Consider the following 16804-nt stretch of genomic DNA (forward strand, 5'->3'; position numbering starts at 1 on the left):
CCTAAATTTAAATCGCCGAATAGACTGGGTAGGTTGTGTAGCCTTCAGCATTACCGCCGAACAGACTGTCTCCCTGAAAACTGGCCAGAGGCAAAGAATGATTCAGGCGCATAGGCAGGTCGGGGTTCGCGATAAAAGGACGGCCAAATGCCACCAGATCGGACAAGCCGGCATCGAGCATTTGGCAGGCCCGCTCCTTGTCATACCGTCCAGCCACAATCAAGGTGCCCTGATACACCTGGCGTAAAGCCAGGCGGAAATCGCTCGGTATCTCGGGGGCATCATCCCAGTCGGCTTCAGCCAGATGGATATATCCGATGCCCAGCCTCTGTAGCTGAGTTGCTGCATGCAGAATCGTGGGAATGATATCAGGGCAGTTCATGCCACGGGCCGTAATGAAAGGAGCCAGACGCACACCCGTTCTTTCTGCTCCCACTTCGCTTGCCACTGCTTCTGCGACCTCAACCAGAAAACGGCTCCGGTTGTCACGACTGCCACCATAAGCGTCCGAGCGCGTATTCGAGGTAGTACGCAGAAATTCATCAATCAGGTAGCCATTGGCAGCATGGATCTCAACGCCATCAAAACCGGCCTCCATGGCGTTACGGGCTGCCTGCCGATAATCCTCCACCACCCCTTGAATTTCTTCGGTTTCCAGTGCGCGCGGAGTTGGACAGGGCACCATGCGACCAACACCGTTTTCATCTGCCATCCAGATGCTGGCGTCGGGGTTGATGGCAGAAGGTGCAACGGGTAAGGCTCCTTGATGAAAATCAGGATGCGACATGCGTCCCACATGCCAAAGCTGGAGGTATATCACCCCGGCTTCGGCATGAACCGCATCAGTTACCTTACGCCAGCCATTCACCTGCTCTGCACTATGGATACCGGGCGTAAAGCTGTATCCCTGTCCTTGCGGCGAAATCTGCGTTGCTTCCGCAATGATCAACCCCGCACTGGCACGCTGAGCGTAATACCGGGCCATCAGTGAATTGGGGATGTTACCCGGTTGAGAACTGCGGGCCCGCGTCATCGGGGCCATGACAATACGGTTGCTCAGGGAATTACCCGACAACGAATATGGACTGAACAGATTCATGGGTTACTCCTGGATTAACTTAATGGTGTCGATGGCGTGCCGTTTCCGTCCCCTGCACATGCGCCAGCGATCAGTCAGACCCAATGGTCTGGCCAGCGGCCGATAATCGAATGGCCATTTCAAGATAGCGACAGACATGACTGCTCCAAGTAGATGTGTTGAAGACAGATGCAGCTTACTTGACTGGTATAAATTGAAAAACTAGCCTTCCAGGCAAACTCTTTCAAAAAAAATTTGAATATGCGTTCTCTTCAGGATCTTAAAATTTTTATCGAAACTGCCCGCCAGGGAAGCCTTTCAGGTGCAGCCAGGCAGCTGGATCTGTCACCAGCGGCTACCAGTGCTGCGGTAAAAAGACTGGAAGCCGAACTAGGCGCAATGCTGTTTGTCCGCTCAACCCGTCACCTGCGCCTGACCCACCAGGGTGAAACCTTTCTTGGCCATTGTCAGCAGGCGCTGCAGCTGCTGAATGATGGCTGCCAGGCGGTACAGGAAGGTCAGACCAACATCCAGGATGTGCTCCAGCTATCCATGCCATCCGATATAGGCCGAAACCTGCTGCTCGGCTGGCTGGATCAGTTTCTCGACACCCACCCGCGCATCGACCTGCGCATTCAATTATCTGACCGGTTAGCCAATGTGTACCGCCAGCCGGTTGATATCGCTTTGCGTTACGGTGAACCACCGGACTCCAGCCTTATTGCTGTCCCGCTTGTGCCTGACAACAGACGCATACTCTGTGCCTCTCCTGAATATGTGCAGCAATTCGGAATGCCCCTAAGTCCTGAGGATTTGGAGAAACACAACTGCCTCTGTTTCATGCTGGGTGAAGAAGTACATGGCCGCTGGCATTTCTGGAAAAATGGTCAGGAAATGTCAGTGAAAGTGAGAGGAAGCCGTGTTGCCGATGACGGCGAAGCGGTGCGGCTCTGGGCCCTCTCCGGAAAAGGAATTGCCTACAAGTCTCGTCTGGATGTTATTGAGGATTTGAGCAATGGACGCCTGCTCCCTCTGTGCGAAGGCTGGGAGACGGAACCTACCCCGTTCAATCTGATCTGTGCCGACCGGCGCCAGTTCAGTCCGGCGGTTCAGGCACTGAGGGAATTTCTTGCGTCACAGTTCGCCAAGCTTTCGGCCTGATTTAAAGAGCCTGCGCACAAGTCTCCCGCCATGAGATCGTTTGTCCTTTCATATGCCGGGGGCCCTAAATCACCTGCGCAGTATTACGCATTGATCATCTCTAATACAGCGAGGCTTGTTTGCCTGTTCCTTATCCTGGTTAAGTGTGTAGTTGCAGTTTAAGCCAACGGCAAAAATCGACAGCCAACTGCACCTTCTGACTGGATCGGTTAATGAAAGCCGAGTACTGAGCGGTATATCTGAGAGGAGTATGAACAGCCACCAAAGAGCCAAGCCTGATTTGTTCACGTACCAGGATTTCGGGAGTAATCAGGAAACCAATACCCGCAACAGCCGCCGCAACCGAAAGATAGAGATGGTCATAAGTAGCTTTGGTCTGGATTGCCGCAGCAGCTACTTCCCGGGCCTGACTCCAGAAAGGGATGACATCCGGTCGTGAGCGCGTTTTGATCATGGGCCAGCTATGTACCTGCGTTTGCATGGCATAGGCGTTCACCAACTCAGGGGCACCGACACAAACCAGCTCCTCCCCGCACAATTGCCAATGATCTGTACTGTTCAGCTGCAGATCCCGGGAAATCAGAATATCAAACTCATCATCAGGTTCCGGCTGCGACATAGAGGTCAGCAGGCTTACCTCTACGCGTGTTTGCCGCGTGTATTCAGCAAGCAACGGCACCAATACTGCCATAGAGAAACTGGCCATGGAGGTGCGTAACAGCAGGCTGGAAGGGGCGCTATGATCCTGCGGCAACTGGCGTGCAGCCATCTCGATCGTTCCGACAGGCTCTTCTACCAGTTCGAAAAATTGTAATCCGCCAGGCGTGAGCTTAAACGGAGAACGCTCAATGAGCTTCTGACCAGCATAGTGTTCCAGAGTTGAAAGGTGGCGGCTGACGGCACTTTGTGAAATACCAAGTGCACGTGCAGCCAGTGTCAGGCTGCGATTCTGGACAATGGTTACGAAGACGCGGATAGCATTTAGTGGTAACTCGGACTTTGACATAACAAAAAGTTATCTGGTCATGATTTATAGTTAATTAGAGCGTTTTTTGTCATTAAAATGCAAGGGCCTCACACCATACTGCGCCCTCTTTCACGATTCAGCAGTTTGGAAAAGGTACCTCTATGACCATAAACTCCTTCCTGGCCCGGCGCGTTTTGACGGCCAACCCTTCCGCAACCAAAGCGGTAACACTGAAAGCAAAGCAACTGCGAGATCAGGGACGTGACATTATTACCCTGAGCCAGGGTGAGCTGGACTTCGATACACCTCAGCCTATCCGTGAGGCAGCCCGTACCGCGATGGATCAGGGGCAAACCCGTTATACAGAGGTCGCGGGCAGCGCCGAACTGCGACAGGCAGTGCAGCACAAGTTCCAGTCTGAGAACGGCCTGAACTACTCACTTGATCAGATCCAGGTTGCCAGCGGAGCCAAACAAATTCTGTTCAATGCCTTTCAGGCAACGCTGAATGAAGGAGATGAAGTCCTCATTCCCACCCCCTCCTGGCCGTCCTACCCGGAAATGGTGCGGCTGGCATCCGGTGAACCTCGCCTGTTGCGTTGTGGAGAAAATGCCGGATTCAAACTGACACCTGAGCAACTGCGTGCAGCTATCAATGACAACACCAAATGGCTGTTACTGAATAACCCTGCCAATCCATCAGGAGCACTCTATACCCAGTCGGAACTCAGGGCCCTGGGTGAAGTATTGCAGGACTACCCGCAGGTATGGGTGATTGCAGACGAAATCTATGAGCATCTGCGCTATGACGATCAGCCTTTCACCAGTTTTGCTGCCGCCGTACCGGAACTGTCGGAGCGCACTCTGACGATCAATGGTCTGTCCAAAGCCTGGGCGATGACTGGATGGCGCGTAGGCTATTGTGCCGGGCCGGAGCCTTTGATCAAGGCGCTGAACCTGCTGCAGTCCCAGTCTACATCCCATGCCAGCTCCATCAGTCAGGCGGCCGCTCTCAGTGCCTTAAAACAACCGCATACATTTATTACCGAATGTGTGACTGAACTGACACGACGTCGGGATCTGGTCGTGGCATCAATACAGCAGATACCCGGGCTCAGCTGTCGTGTGCCCCAAGGGGCTTTCTACGTATTCGTGAACTGCCAGTCCCTGCTGGGGCAAGTGACTGCTGCGGGCCAGACACTGGATACAGATCAGGATGTAGCGCTTTATCTGCTGGAAGAAGCTGACGTAGCGGTGGTACCCGGCAGTGCCTTTGATTTGCCAGGATACTTCCGGTTGTCCTACGGCAATGCGCTACCGCAGCTTGAAGAAGCGATGCGTCGTATTTCGGTTGCCTGCAACAACCTGGTGGCGGGGGACAATGTATGAACAGAAGCCGTCAATTGCGTGAAGCCCTGAAGGCCGGGCACATGCAAACAGCCATGGCTGTACACAATCCACTCTCGGCCAGACTGGTTGAAGAAGCGGGGTTTGACTGCCTCTGGGGTAGTGGATTTGAGCTCTCAGCCAGCTATGCAGTACCGGATGCCAATATTTTGCCCTTTGGGACACATCTGGACATGATGCGGGCCATTGCCAGTGTAACAACCACTCCCCTCATCGCTGATCTGGACACCGGTTTTGGCAATGCGGTGACCCTGGGATACATACTGCCTCAGTATGAAGCTGCAGGGGTGGCAGCAGTGGTTGTGGAGGATAAAACCTTTCCCAAAGATACCAGCTTGCGTGAAAACGCACGTCAGGTACTGGTGGATGTGGACACGTTTGAAGGAAAAATTCGAGCCTGTAAAGCCGCGCAGAAAAACCCGGATTTTGTTGTGATTGCTCGAACTGAAGCGTTGATTGCCGGGCTGCCGATTGATACGGCACTGGAGCGGGCACAAGCCTATGCCAACGCCGGCGCTGATGCAGTGTTAGTGCACTCCAAACAGAAAACGCCAGACGAAATACTCGCCTTTGTAGAACGCTGGGATCTGAATACCCCATTGGTTCTGGTGCCAACTGCATATCCCCAGTTGAACGAAGCTGATATCCGGGCCCTTAACAAGGTCGGCATCGTGATCTATGGCAACCATGCCATTCGCAGTGCAACCTGGGCCATGCGTGCAATATTCCGCCAAATCAGGGAGCAGGGTGGCATCCATTGCCTACCGGATGGCTTCACCAGCGTCAACGAAATCATTGAACTTCAGGGGGACGCCAAGATGCGTGACCTGGAACGGTTATATCTGCGTTAAATACCCGGTGGTGATCATGTCTGATATCAGTATCAACAACCTCGAAATTCAGTATGAACAGAACACTGTCATCAAACAGCTCAGTCTGCACATCGAGCAGGGCTGTTTCTTTACCCTCCTGGGACCCAGTGGTTGCGGCAAAACAACGCTGCTGCGTACCTTGGCGGGATTCATCGCCCCGGCAAGCGGAGAGATCCGCTTCGGACAGCAGGACGTTACCCGGCTGCCGGCACACAAACGCGATATTGGTCTGGTGTTTCAGGACTATGCGCTGTTTCCACACCATCACGTTGCTGACAATGTCGGCTATGGCCTCAAGGCCCGGGGAATTGCCAGAGACGAACTGCAGGTTCGTGTGGATGAGGCACTTGAGCAGGTTGCCCTAAGCGACTATCGCGACCGTTTTCCTGCCCAGTTGAGCGGTGGTCAGAAGCAGCGTGTCGCCTTGGCGCGCGCTCTGGTCATCAAGCCTCGTTTGCTGCTAATGGATGAACCTCTCTCCAATCTGGATGCCCGCTTGCGTTTACAGATGCGAGAGCTGATCTGCCGCCTGCAGCGTGAGAGTGGTATTACCACGGTATTTGTGACCCACGATCAGGAAGAAGCATTGGCCATGTCAGACCAGATCGCCATTATGCAGTCTGGCAAGATCGAGCAAATCGGCACACCCAAAGAGGTATACGCCACCCCTGCCAATGCCTACGTTGCGGACTTTATCGGCTCAGCCAACCTGTTGCCTTCCCATGTGCAAAAAACAGATGCCCATAGCGGTAATAATGAAGCATCTCAGAAGCAGTGGGTGGTGCGTCCGGAACAGCTGATACTGCGCCGTTCGGCACACCCGGATTGCCAGCAAGTACTGGTACGCTCTGCGCAATATCTGGGCCATAAAACCAGCTACCAGGTCGAGTGGGCACACGAAGGCGAAGTCCATCAGCTGCAGGTAGATAGTCCTTATCCTCATCATCAGATTGAGCTCAATGAAGGAGACCGGGCTTATCTGGCGTTTCCAAAGAGGATGCACCGTGTCTAGTTCGAGCTGTTCACCCTGGCTGGTTCGTCTGTTTTCATGGCGCAGCCTGAGTATTGTTCTGCTGATCCTGCTGGCGCTCCTGATTGCCCTGCCACTGGTCAACCTCTTGCTGATGAGTATTCAGGGAGTGGATGGAGGATTTTCTCTGCAAGGCTTTCGCACGTTTTTCAGCGAATCCGAGTACCTTGAAGGGCTGTTTAATTCAGTGCTTTTAGGAGCACTGGTGACATTGACGGCATCCATACTCGGCGTCTCCCTGGCCTATATCACTCAGGTCTACGAGTTTCCGTGCAAACGACTGCTGAGCTTGCTGCCGATCAGCATCATCGTGATACCTGAAATCATCAGTGTACAGTCCTGGTTGCTTGTGTTTGGCAATAACGGAGTCCTGACGCGGGCCTTATCGGATCTCGGACTGGAGCTACCCAGCTTTTATGGCTGGTTTGGCATGGTGTATGTAATGACATTCACTTACTACGCCTACGTCTACATGGCGACACTGTCGGCGCTGAAAGGCTTTGACCGTCAGTTGCTGGAAGCCGCCACCAACCTCGGTCTGTCAGAATTTCAGGCACGCCTGAAAGTGCTGGTGCCACTCTTGTCCCCGGCGATCATTTCCGGAGCCCTGGTGGTATTCACACTGGTGCTGGGTAACTTTGCCATCGCCATGACACTGGGACACGGGATTCCACTGCTGTCGATCCTGACCTACAAAACCTTCCTCAGCGAGATTGGCCTTAACCCCGCCATGCAAAGCACACTGGCAACCGTTTCTACGCTGCTGTTGGTCTCGGTCATGCTGGTCCAGCGCTGGATCCTGGGACGGGGGCGTTATGAAATGGCCCAGGGCCGCCCCTTGCTGGCCAAACGGCTCACAGGGCTTTCAGCCTGGCTGCATACCCTGCCGGTTTTGCTGGTCGTGGCTGGTTCACTGCTGCCGCTGGCATTGCTGCTGGTAGGTGCCTTTACTCGTGCCCGGGGCCCGGTAATGCAATGGGGCGAGTGGACGCTGGACAATTTTGAGCGTGTCTGGGCCTATGGCATGGGGACGATTCTGAATTCGCTTGGCTTTGCGGCTTTGGCAACACTGATCGGGGTTATTCTGGGAACCCTGGTGGCCTATGCCACCGTGAAAAAACGTGGTGGCCTGTCTCCAGTACTGGAGTTCATTGCCATGCTGCCATTGGCCGTCTCCGGTACGGTATTGGGTATCGCTCTGGCGCAAGGAGTCAGCAGCTTCGCGGTGGGGCTGGCTGGCAGCTCCATGCTGATGGTATTGGCTTACTCCGTTCGCCGTCTGCCCTTCTCCGTGCGCAATGCCGCCAACAATCTGCACAACGTTGATGACAGTCTTGAAGCTGCCTCGGTCAGCCTGGGTGTTTCACCGTGCAAGACTTTCTTCAAGGTTTCCCTGCCATTGATGTCTGCGGGCATCGCTGCAGCCGGTGTATTGATGTGGGCAACCACTGTGGCTGAGCTGAACTCCAGCATCGTGGTGTATTCCGCCGGACAGGAAACCCTTCCTATTCAGATTTTCCGTTTGATCGACAGTGACATGATGGCCATGGCCTCCGCCTATGGTGTGATCATGATCAGCCTTATTTTACTGCCGGTCATCGTTGCAACCCGCGTGTTTAATCTAAAACTTTTTGCCTGACAGGAGGCGTTATGAAAAAGGTATATGCAGGTGTTTTACTGGGAATGACGATGGCGTTTGGCTCAGCGGCCCAAGCGGACGAAGAAGTGACCTTCTATGCCGCTAATAGTGAAGATGCGATACAGACAGTGCTGGATGTTGCGCGTAAGCTGGAACCCGAACTTAAAGTCAATGTTGTCACAGCCAGTACAGGAACCTTGTTGCAACGAATTCGCGCCGAAAGCCAAGCACCTCAGGCCGATGTATTCTGGAGCAGCGGGTTTGGTACTCTGGCGGATTACACAGAATTGATGCAGCCGGTTCAAGCCAGCGCCGAGCTACCGGTTCCAACAGCTCTGAATGGACCAGACCATCTTTGGGCCGGCTCCAATGTGCATGTTGTGGTACTGATGACGAACGCCAGCCAACTGGATGGAGATGCCCCAAAAGGCTGGGAGGATCTTCTGTCCGGTCGTTATCGTGGACGCATTGCGTTTGGTGACCCGACGGCATCCAGTTCTGCATACTTGCAGCTATTTGGCATCTACAAGAAGTATGGCGAAGAAGGCGTGCGCAAACTGGCCGAGAATGTGGTGGTTACAGGCGGTTCCAGCAGCGTTTACCGTGGCGTGGCCAACGCAGAATACCCTCTGGGGATCACCATTGAGTATGCGGCCTATCGCTATGTAGCAGGTGGCCAGCAAGACATCGCATTAATCTATCCTCAGGAAGGTACTTTCCTGTCGCCTGAGGGTCTGTTCATGGTGAAAGGCGCGCCACACCCGGAAGCGGCTGACAAGCTATATGCTGTGCTGACATCTGCTGAATTTCAGCAAGCCATACTGGAAAGCAGTTACCGTCGTCCTGTCCGTTCTGATATTGACCTGAAATCGGTCTCCTCATTGCCCAATCTGGATCAGATTGAGGTATTCGAACTGGATCAAAAAGAAGCGGGTGAACAGCGCGAACAACTGATTAAAATGTGGAAAAACGCACTGTCCTCCGCGCAGTAACCTGAGATACCCAGAGCGCTCCCTGAGAGCGCTCTCTTTATCCTTCCAGCCATTTCCCTTCATTCCCGCCCTCCCCCAGAGCCTTCACCGCATCCAGATTGAAATGTTCGGAATGGCGTAGTAGTAACAGCCACATAGAGGTCATTTTATGCTGCTTGTTTAAAACATGCGCATCTGCATACCGTCACCTATTACCAGTTTCAGTTCATGGATACCGACAGATAGAAGCAGAAGTGCTGTATATAAGAAGGTTAGGCAACATTTCTCGGCAGAACAGGCGGGTAAATTCATTGCTTTTCTGTCATCTTACATGATGGTCTGAGTATTGATGTTCGGTGTAGAATAGCTAAAAAGGAACATGAAACCGAGATGGGTTCACTCAAACACCTGCTGGAAAACCTGAAATGGTTCGACGTTACATTCTTGAGCCAATATTACGGCTTGGATGGTAAAAGCGAGAAAAAACTCCCCATCTCGTTTAACTTCTTTGCCTTGCCGCTTAATCAAGAACTCGTGTTAACGACAAGCCTCATTCCCTTCATCCTCCTGATGCTCATTATCCCGTCTATCGACGCCAGGTTCGACTTTTTACGCTTTCCGATATTGACCGTCATCGGCCTGCTGGTTTACGCCATTATCCGTAAGAAGCGGGTTAAATCGCACCTGGGGATGAGGGTCGATGACGAAGCCAATAACCACATCATCATTAGCCACTCGGGCCTCACCTTGCCGCCCTTCCTGACTGGCAAATCGACGACTTCCTCGCAAAAGATAAACCGAGAAGAGGTAGCCCATCTTCAGTTCGACTGGCATGGCTACCATAACAGCAATCAAAGAGAGTGTAAGCGAGCCCACAGACTCCTCATCAAGCTAAAGCAGGGCCAGGAATACAGCTTATCCGGCATGGCCTACCCCCTAAGAAGCTTGCTCTATCTCGCCATTTTCTTCAGTTATCCTGTCGTCATGCAGATTACCCCATAAACGTCTTGCATATGGACGGCTTACTTTATGTGCATTATTATGTGATTATTTCTACTGGACCAAGGCCAGCCAAAAGGTATTTTTAAACTCTTCTAATTTTCCAACCGGAAATACGAAGCTAGGAGATTTACCTGGCTCGGCCTGATTATAAGGAAGAGTAAAGTAGCAATCTTCTCCAACAACTTCCAAAGCTATTTTTTGAACTTTATCAATTGAAACAGACACCTCAGAAAACTTCAACTTACCACCTGAGAATCTTACGAAAGAAATCGGATCCTCTACCTTCTGTGGCCCCTGTCTTTTAACAGGAAAATCAAAAAGAACAAATTAGCAATAACACCAAGCTCTAAAAACTTAAAATCATATTCTGTAGTCCTGGCGAAAATATAGTACGCAGTTACGACTCCCCCCATAAAACCAACATTTTAAACTTGAATTTATTCATCGTTCCTTGGCTCTTTCGATTACATAAAATTTATATATTAACTCTATCATTCATGAGCACAAAGTGAGCTAACGTTTGCTTCTCAGCTGTGTGACACTGAGAACCCTCAATAACCCCGGGCACCCATCATGAATGTTATCATGAATCCCTTGTAAGCCATTGATTTATTTACCCGTAGACACCGGTTATGCTGCTTATGGAGGCCAAGTAGTGTGATCGTATCTATCACGACCGCTCCAGCATACCGTTCATACACACTGCACATTGTCGTTATGCCCTCATCAGCAAGCTCACCCATTGAGGCTGCTTTGAAGAGAAGGTTTATTCCTATTTTTTATCGCATGTATGTAACCCGTCTTCCCTTTCAATAACAGTGCTATAGTCAACACCAAACTGTTCACACATGGACTGGAAAGCACAACCGTCACTGTAGGTATAAAACTCATACTCTCGCTCGCCCAGACTGACAGCTTGCCTTTCATCTGCACATTCTCGGAGCTTCTGCCACATCCAATCGTCCGGTTCACTCAGCACCTGAACTCGCATCACCAAATCAGTCATAAGTTACTCCAAGGGAAAGTTGGCATTATCTATAAGATTAGCAGTGCTCACGGCTGTGGGGGTTAACTACTTGTTTTCACTGATGGTGACGAACCAATATTTGGCAAAATATCTATGAGACTACAGGGATATCATCCACTCTGGTGGTGTACGCCGGGGACAACCTCGGCTTCTTTATTTTCCACGCTTTGCTTATCCCCTCCCCTGCAAAGAACAGGCGACCACGGCCGAATACACGCCTGCGTTTAGCTGCTTTTTGGCAGTATTAAGTTCGTCCTTCGCTTCAGCCAGGAGATACCGTTACCATTCCGTCCATACTGGCCAACGGCCAACATTTCGCGCCAGCCGTTAATACCATAATTAAAATTTTCTGGAATCCAGCTACCGCCATATTGAACAGCAGTATACGTAGGGTCTCCCAAGTGTGCGCTCTTTTGATAACTCGCTGAGCATCAACCTTCGTATCGAAGTCGATCAATCACTAATCGAAAGGCAGAGCTTAGATTCCGTCGACCCGAATAGCAGAGGTAGTAACCATCAAAGGAGGGACACCAATCAGATAACACCCGTCGCAGTGAGCCATTTTCAATGCTGTCGATTACTTCCGGTTCAGTGACAAAGGCAATGCCGTGGCCGGCTTGAAAGCCTATCCCGGTGTGCGGTGTACGGCGGTACCAAGTGGTTTGTGCGTGACTTCATGGAAGTGCTGCGTATGGAGTCAGCCCTTGAAGGCACCAACATTAGCACAGCTACCTTGTATCCGGCGGCGATCAACACTGAGCTGTTGACGACGATCACCGACCCGTCATCCCGGGAACAGATGGAAGGCCTGTACGAGACCTATGGCATTGCCCCAGAACGGATTGCCGATGTGGTGGCCTTCGCCATGGATCTGCTCGACGATACCACTGTCAATGAATTCACCGTCGGCCCGGCCAACCAACCTTGGTAAATAACACATAAAAGGAGATTCATGGTGATTCACCGCAAGAACGGTTCACGCCCTTCTGCAGAAGGACCGGCAGACTGGTTTACCGGTTGCGTCCGAAAAGCCGGCGAGATGATCGCTCAGCCGTTACACACCAACAGGGAGCCTGGGCGTGTAGCCCCGGCAGTGTTGTGAGGCTTTCTTTACGGTGGATATGCTTTACGCCAGCACTAAATGGGTAGCGTTCGCCTTGTACCGTCAGAGTAACCTGAGCAGCAGAGTCGCGTTAGTGTTCACAAACCACCATCGTTCATGAATCATGAACACCCAGTAATCGTGAACACCAAGGGCTGCAAGAAACTAGTTGCTCCCTCTGGCTTCATCCTGGCTGAAACTGTCTGAGCGAATTTTGATATATCCCTGTTCAAAAATAAACGCCTGTGTCTCACGTATGAATAATGGCGGGTGCACCCACATCACGGGTTATATGTATCTCATAACAAAAAGCCCCTGCATTGCAGGGGCTTCTTCATTTATTCACGAATAAGAGGTGTTATTCCCACTCTAATATCAACTAGAATAAAATATATAGATATATCAACTAGTTAGAAGAGCTATCTTTCTCAATACCATCAACTATACCATGCGCAGAATTTTTTCGATTTTTTGCTGCTTGTCGACGTTTTAGTTCAGTTTTAGCCTAGGATGAGGATTCTTTCATCTCTTGTCGAAGCTCTTGTTTCTCTTCCGCAATAAGCAATCGCGGGCCAGATTTAGCCCTATCCACTTTGTATCTCCAGCTTGTCGCTGTACATTGCAATATGAAGTCTGATAGAAATAAATTACATATTGAGTAAAGTTATTCAAATCATAAAAGTAAAATAAATGACTTTTTCTAATGACTATTTTCTTGATTTATAGTGATCGATTGCCAGCAAGATTCTATTTAAAATTGCATCAAATCCAGAGAAGTCAATACTCTTTTTATGTGCGTGGATTATATGATTTGCAAATGAGTCTTTACTTAAGTCAGTATTAGGGTTGCGCTTACTTATGGTGTTAAAACATTTTCCTTGATATTTCCTTAGTCGATCGAAGTCTTTAAAGAAATACTCTATATCTGTATGTTGATTGTTATTTCCTCTTGGCGTCATAACTAAATATAAGTTATGAAAAATATGTACAAAATCAGCACTTCTTATATCTTTTGAAGATGTGGGGTATACATGCTTACTTTTAATCCCATTGACATAATTAATTAGGTCTTTAGGGCCTTCATCATTGTCAACAAGAATAATTACTGGGTTATCAGCCTTAGGTGCTTTATAGTATTTATAGTGCTGTCTATAATGCATTACAAAGGTTTTAAGGTAATCCGCCCCACCAAATAACTCTAATAAATACCTAGTCCGTTCACTATATTCTACAAACTTCATCAATAGTTTATATGGAGTGCTACCATTATTTTCTTGAGCTAATTGTGGATAAGAGCTTGCAAGCATGTGAATGGCAGCTTTCATATAGACATTATCTGTTTTCCCCTCAGTTAGCACTGTAGGTGTTTCGTTAGCATAAAATAAACGATAAAAAATGAACTTACTGAACGTATTCTCTCTGCCATTGTGTAAGTGACGTCTCAATTTCGCCATGTTGCGAAGGTGTAAAGCTTCTTTCTTTGATTGGTATTTAGCTTCAAGCGCGGGATGCTGTCTTAATCTATTGTAGTGATCAACTTGGTCTATAAAATTTAAGCGACCCTCTAATCTATTTATATTCCCCTTGATTATTTCACCATTTAAAACCTCATTAAATGATCCTGTTTTAAATAGCATGTTACATTGGGCTCTAACGGTTCGCCAATATTCTTTTTTTGTATTCGGTTTCTTATTTACTACTAAGCCTGTTACGTCTTGTCTAGAGTCTTTATATTGATCTCTGGTTTTATTTTTATTTATACTAAAACCTGACCTTCTTATTTCAGAGTAAAGTTTCTTACCAACAATTAGCTCACCATCAACACTTCTGGCTATATGCCTTGGCATCTTAGATTCATTCGTAGAGAATGTAATATCATCAGCATATCTCGAATATATACATGAATTATAAAATGCTAGTTTTGATAGCTTTATATCAAGTGAATGAGTTATTAGATTGGTAATTACTGGAGAGCAAGGGCTACCTTGAGGTAGCTCATTGTTATAGCATGCTATTTTTGCAATTGCTGTTGCTATTTCAGGCTCAAGGAGAAAGTTTTTATTCTTGATGAAAAAACCTCTTACTCGACCAAAGTTAAAACTACCAAAAAAATCTTCAAGGTCAATATTGAATACATGTTTTTTGCCCACGTGCATCATTGAATTAGTTATAATAGAACGCTTTCTTTCAAATCCATGAGAGAGAGAAGGTTGTTTTATTTTTGAATTCGAGCACTTTACTTTAAGGTATTTTGAATTGCTAGCTCTAGGGCGAGAGATTTCCGAGTCAGGAAACTGTAGTTTATTAATTTCGTCTAAGCAATCTAATAATAAGTTGGAGAGTGACTTTTGGATTTTTTTCAGCTTATCGCTAGGTGAATTAATGGTTCTTTCACCACCATTCTTTTTTGGTATTGTAAACTGCGTATATTGATTTTTAGTATCCACAATATATATGCAGTGTGTAAATATAGAGGGTTTAATATTTAATAACCTGGCGAGATCTGGCTTGGTTTTAGCATCTTTTAAAGCTTGTAGTTGGGTCATATATGAGTGCCTCTAAAAAGTGGTTTATGGGCACTCCTACGCAAACTTGACATTACGTTAAAAAGGCATCAGAAAATATGAAACCTTAAAGGCAATCCTATCGGACATTTTTTTCACTGATCGCGAAGCGCGATCCAAAATCTGCCCATAAACCGCGCAAAGGTTACCAAAAAAACAAAATTAAATCAACACCTTATTTGTTTTTATGCCTGGCACCTTAAATATTTAAGTGAGGCTCAAATCGCAAAAGTGACAGGTTCAAGTCTACTTTTTACCTGTCAAGATTTCTCGCACTTGAGCCAATCCACAATATTCTAATTTATTAATGTAACTGACTCAGTTCTGTCTAGAAACGAGTTACCGCTTCACCATAATCGGTCAGATGTATATGGAAATGCGGGCCGGTGCACCATCACCGGTCCGTGTGCTTTATAGCTACTGCGTCGTCCAAGCGGCCTGTGTCGATTTTATCGACCGATCTCGTCATGTCCTTGTAAGCGCGCCCGGCCAACCTGTTTTGAAATACCTCTATTTTGACGGCAATGGCTTTCATCTTCGGGCCGTGTCCGGTGTTGTGTAGCCACTGCACAAAAATAGAAGGCATCAATATAGCCTCAGCGTTCACATAGACACCCTGTTCATGAATCATGAACAAAGCATAAGCGTGAACACTAAGAGCTGTAGGAGGGTTGTTAGCCTTATGACTTCATCTTTGTGGATACTGCCTTGGGGACGGATACAAAAACCTTAAAAAGTGTACGCCTTTCCCTATCACTGTGAACTACACCAAGCGGAACTCATTCGGGATGGAAGCAAGTGCTTTTGAAACCGCCTGCCGGCTTATTTTTAAACGCCTGGCAATATCTGCTTGTTTGTGTCCTGTGGCAACCAGCATCAGGATCTGCTTCTTACGGTCTGATATGCGGTAATTGACGATTTTGCGAGCCAGGTTTCGGATCTTGTCTTCATCTGCTGGCTGCAGTGTTGTCTGTGCGATAAGCGTCATGATGTAACGATCAATATCAAGTGTTCCGGTATGGGGCTTTAGCAATGCAGGTTGTGCTGACTGGTTAAGCAGACGTTCGGCTTCAAGCTCAAAATTTTCTCGGTTACGTCTTGCTCTGCGGTATTCAGGGTTCCAGGTACCATCACGACGTTTTGGTCTGTGCTTATAACAATACTTATGGCTAAGCTTTAATTTTTCATCATCATCGATCAAAGCCCATGATTCATGGTTGCTGAAATACTCCAGAAACTCACTAGGCGCGCCACACAAAAAACATAACTCTTTTGGCCTTTGCAAATTGAACTGTGAACTCACACTTTTTCTTTTTGCCGGCTGTTTACTACGACAGTGAATTAACAACTCTAACAGAGTTTCAGCAGTATCATAAAAACGGCTATCCTCATTATCTTGAGTAAACAGCATGGACTCTGAAAAACGTCGTAGTGTCCGCCTGATCTTATCTTCAGTGCCACGAGCACCCAAATCGCGAACAACACAACTAAAAGGTTGCTTTCCAGAAAGCCCGGGAACATCAAACAGAGTATGCTTCAGCTCAAGTTGGTTTCGGTAGCTGCCTAATGCATCGTCCAACTCTTCACGAATAAGGCGTAAGAATGAGTAACGCTTTGATGCCAGCGAAAACGGCCCTGAGCGTTCATTGAATCGCTCCATCGCAGCACGAACCTCAGGAGCACAGTTTTGCCATATCAAAACCTTTCTCAGCATGCCGCCAACCACAACAACCCCTAATAGATTAACAGAGTATTCAACAACCACTTATCTCTCAAGCTCTGATCTTCCCCCGATAAATCGGACACACTCTTCAACTACGCCACCAGGGCTTCATATTCAACTGGGCTCATATAATTCAGACTTGAGTGCAGTCGAAATCGATTATAAAAATGCTGGATGTATCCGGCCAGTTTATCCCGCAGATGCATCTCACCATAAAAGCGGTTTTCTTTAATTAATTCACCCTTCAGGGTATGGAAGAATG

At 48.5% G+C, this 16804-nt stretch carries 17 protein-coding genes; 8 read left to right on the top strand and 9 right to left on the bottom strand.

Annotated elements, in window-relative coordinates; translation table 11 throughout:
* Positions 1-7 precede the first annotated feature (7 nt).
* Complete coding sequence (locus tag B6S09_RS11175; RefSeq protein ID WP_094278561.1) at positions 8-1099, bottom strand: alkene reductase; 1092 nt, start codon at positions 1097-1099, stop codon at positions 8-10.
* Positions 1100-1339: 240 nt separating this feature from the next.
* On the opposite strand from B6S09_RS11175, the gene B6S09_RS11180 reads away from it, so the two are divergent.
* Positions 1340-2239 (top strand): LysR family transcriptional regulator, encoded by a 900-nt coding sequence (locus B6S09_RS11180; protein ID WP_094278562.1) that lies wholly within the window; start codon positions 1340-1342, stop codon positions 2237-2239.
* Between the two features lie 139 nt (positions 2240-2378).
* On the opposite strand, the gene B6S09_RS11185 is transcribed toward B6S09_RS11180, so the two are convergent.
* Positions 2379-3245 (bottom strand): LysR family transcriptional regulator, encoded by an 867-nt coding sequence (locus B6S09_RS11185; RefSeq protein WP_094278563.1) that lies wholly within the window; start codon positions 3243-3245, stop codon positions 2379-2381.
* Between the two features lie 122 nt (positions 3246-3367).
* Here B6S09_RS11185 and B6S09_RS11190 point away from each other — a divergent pair, with 122 nt between their 5' ends.
* From B6S09_RS11190 to B6S09_RS11215, 6 genes are all read left to right on the top strand, one after another.
* Positions 3368-4594 (top strand): pyridoxal phosphate-dependent aminotransferase, encoded by a 1227-nt coding sequence (locus B6S09_RS11190; protein ID WP_094278564.1) that lies wholly within the window; start codon positions 3368-3370, stop codon positions 4592-4594.
* A complete protein-coding gene (locus tag B6S09_RS11195; protein WP_094278565.1) occupies positions 4591-5463 on the top strand; it encodes a phosphonopyruvate hydrolase in 873 nt (290 codons plus the stop codon). The genes B6S09_RS11190 and B6S09_RS11195 overlap by 4 nt, the downstream gene beginning before the upstream one ends.
* Before the next feature lie 16 nt (positions 5464-5479).
* A complete protein-coding gene (locus B6S09_RS11200) occupies positions 5480-6496 on the top strand; it encodes an ABC transporter ATP-binding protein (protein WP_094278566.1) in 1017 nt (338 codons plus the stop codon).
* Positions 6489-8153: an ABC transporter permease gene (locus B6S09_RS11205; protein WP_208321727.1), complete on the top strand. Its 1665-nt coding sequence runs from the start codon at positions 6489-6491 to the stop codon at positions 8151-8153. The genes B6S09_RS11200 and B6S09_RS11205 overlap by 8 nt, the downstream gene beginning before the upstream one ends.
* Before the next feature lie 11 nt (positions 8154-8164).
* The gene (locus B6S09_RS11210) at positions 8165-9145 is read left to right on the top strand and encodes an extracellular solute-binding protein (protein ID WP_094278568.1); all 981 of its coding nucleotides are present in this window, start codon (positions 8165-8167) and stop codon (positions 9143-9145) included.
* A 369-nt stretch (positions 9146-9514) separates the two neighbouring features.
* Positions 9515-10126, top strand: a complete 612-nt coding sequence (locus B6S09_RS11215; RefSeq protein WP_094278569.1) for a hypothetical protein — start codon at positions 9515-9517, stop codon at positions 10124-10126.
* 51 nt (positions 10127-10177) lie between these two features.
* Here the strand turns inward: B6S09_RS11215 and B6S09_RS18310 are convergent, their stop codons facing one another.
* From B6S09_RS18310 to B6S09_RS18795, 4 genes are all read right to left on the bottom strand, one after another.
* Positions 10178-10366, bottom strand: a complete 189-nt coding sequence (locus B6S09_RS18310; protein ID WP_134113986.1) for a hypothetical protein — start codon at positions 10364-10366, stop codon at positions 10178-10180.
* Between the two features lie 532 nt (positions 10367-10898).
* Positions 10899-11132, bottom strand: a complete 234-nt coding sequence (locus tag B6S09_RS11225; protein WP_094278571.1) for a hypothetical protein — start codon at positions 11130-11132, stop codon at positions 10899-10901.
* Positions 11133-11244: 112 nt separating this feature from the next.
* Positions 11245-11349 carry a DUF4113 domain-containing protein gene (locus B6S09_RS18790; protein ID WP_094278592.1) on the bottom strand — a complete coding sequence of 35 codons (105 nt, stop codon included), beginning with the start codon at positions 11347-11349 and terminating at the stop codon, positions 11245-11247.
* A 235-nt stretch (positions 11350-11584) separates the two neighbouring features.
* Positions 11585-11782, bottom strand: a complete 198-nt coding sequence (locus tag B6S09_RS18795; RefSeq protein WP_208321739.1) for a LysR substrate-binding domain-containing protein — start codon at positions 11780-11782, stop codon at positions 11585-11587.
* Between the two features lie 47 nt (positions 11783-11829).
* Here B6S09_RS18795 and B6S09_RS11240 point away from each other — a divergent pair, with 47 nt between their 5' ends.
* Positions 11830-12084, top strand: coding sequence for an SDR family oxidoreductase (locus tag B6S09_RS11240; protein WP_208321726.1), 255 nt, complete (start codon positions 11830-11832; stop codon positions 12082-12084).
* A gap of 878 nt (positions 12085-12962) precedes the next feature.
* Here the strand turns inward: B6S09_RS11240 and B6S09_RS11250 are convergent.
* The 3 genes from B6S09_RS11250 to B6S09_RS11265 all read right to left on the bottom strand — a co-directional run.
* Positions 12963-14801 (bottom strand): retron Ec67 family RNA-directed DNA polymerase/endonuclease, encoded by a 1839-nt coding sequence (locus tag B6S09_RS11250; protein WP_094278572.1) that lies wholly within the window; start codon positions 14799-14801, stop codon positions 12963-12965.
* Between the two features lie 781 nt (positions 14802-15582).
* Positions 15583-16584 carry a helix-turn-helix transcriptional regulator gene (locus B6S09_RS18315; protein ID WP_134113985.1) on the bottom strand — a complete coding sequence of 334 codons (1002 nt, stop codon included), beginning with the start codon at positions 16582-16584 and terminating at the stop codon, positions 15583-15585.
* A 50-nt stretch (positions 16585-16634) separates the two neighbouring features.
* The coding region (locus B6S09_RS11265) for an IS3 family transposase (protein WP_141201983.1) at positions 16635-16804 on the bottom strand (170 nt) is incomplete at its 5' end.

Source organism: Oceanimonas baumannii (genome assembly GCF_002245495.1).
GTDB lineage: Bacteria > Pseudomonadota > Gammaproteobacteria > Enterobacterales > Aeromonadaceae > Oceanimonas > Oceanimonas baumannii.

Coding starts and splice junctions, on each gene's coding strand:
- B6S09_RS11175 (WP_094278561.1), bottom strand. CDS start 1,099: ATGAATCTGTTCAGTCCATATTCGTTGTCGGGTAATTCCCTGAGCAAC.
- B6S09_RS11180 (WP_094278562.1), top strand. CDS start 1,340: ATGCGTTCTCTTCAGGATCTTAAAATTTTTATCGAAACTGCCCGCCAG.
- B6S09_RS11185 (WP_094278563.1), bottom strand. CDS start 3,245: ATGTCAAAGTCCGAGTTACCACTAAATGCTATCCGCGTCTTCGTAACC.
- B6S09_RS11190 (WP_094278564.1), top strand. CDS start 3,368: ATGACCATAAACTCCTTCCTGGCCCGGCGCGTTTTGACGGCCAACCCT.
- B6S09_RS11195 (WP_094278565.1), top strand. CDS start 4,591: ATGAACAGAAGCCGTCAATTGCGTGAAGCCCTGAAGGCCGGGCACATG.
- B6S09_RS11200 (WP_094278566.1), top strand. CDS start 5,480: ATGTCTGATATCAGTATCAACAACCTCGAAATTCAGTATGAACAGAAC.
- B6S09_RS11210 (WP_094278568.1), top strand. CDS start 8,165: ATGAAAAAGGTATATGCAGGTGTTTTACTGGGAATGACGATGGCGTTT.
- B6S09_RS11215 (WP_094278569.1), top strand. CDS start 9,515: ATGGGTTCACTCAAACACCTGCTGGAAAACCTGAAATGGTTCGACGTT.
- B6S09_RS11225 (WP_094278571.1), bottom strand. CDS start 11,132: ATGACTGATTTGGTGATGCGAGTTCAGGTGCTGAGTGAACCGGACGAT.
- B6S09_RS11240 (WP_208321726.1), top strand. CDS start 11,830: ATGGAAGTGCTGCGTATGGAGTCAGCCCTTGAAGGCACCAACATTAGC.
- B6S09_RS11250 (WP_094278572.1), bottom strand. CDS start 14,801: ATGACCCAACTACAAGCTTTAAAAGATGCTAAAACCAAGCCAGATCTC.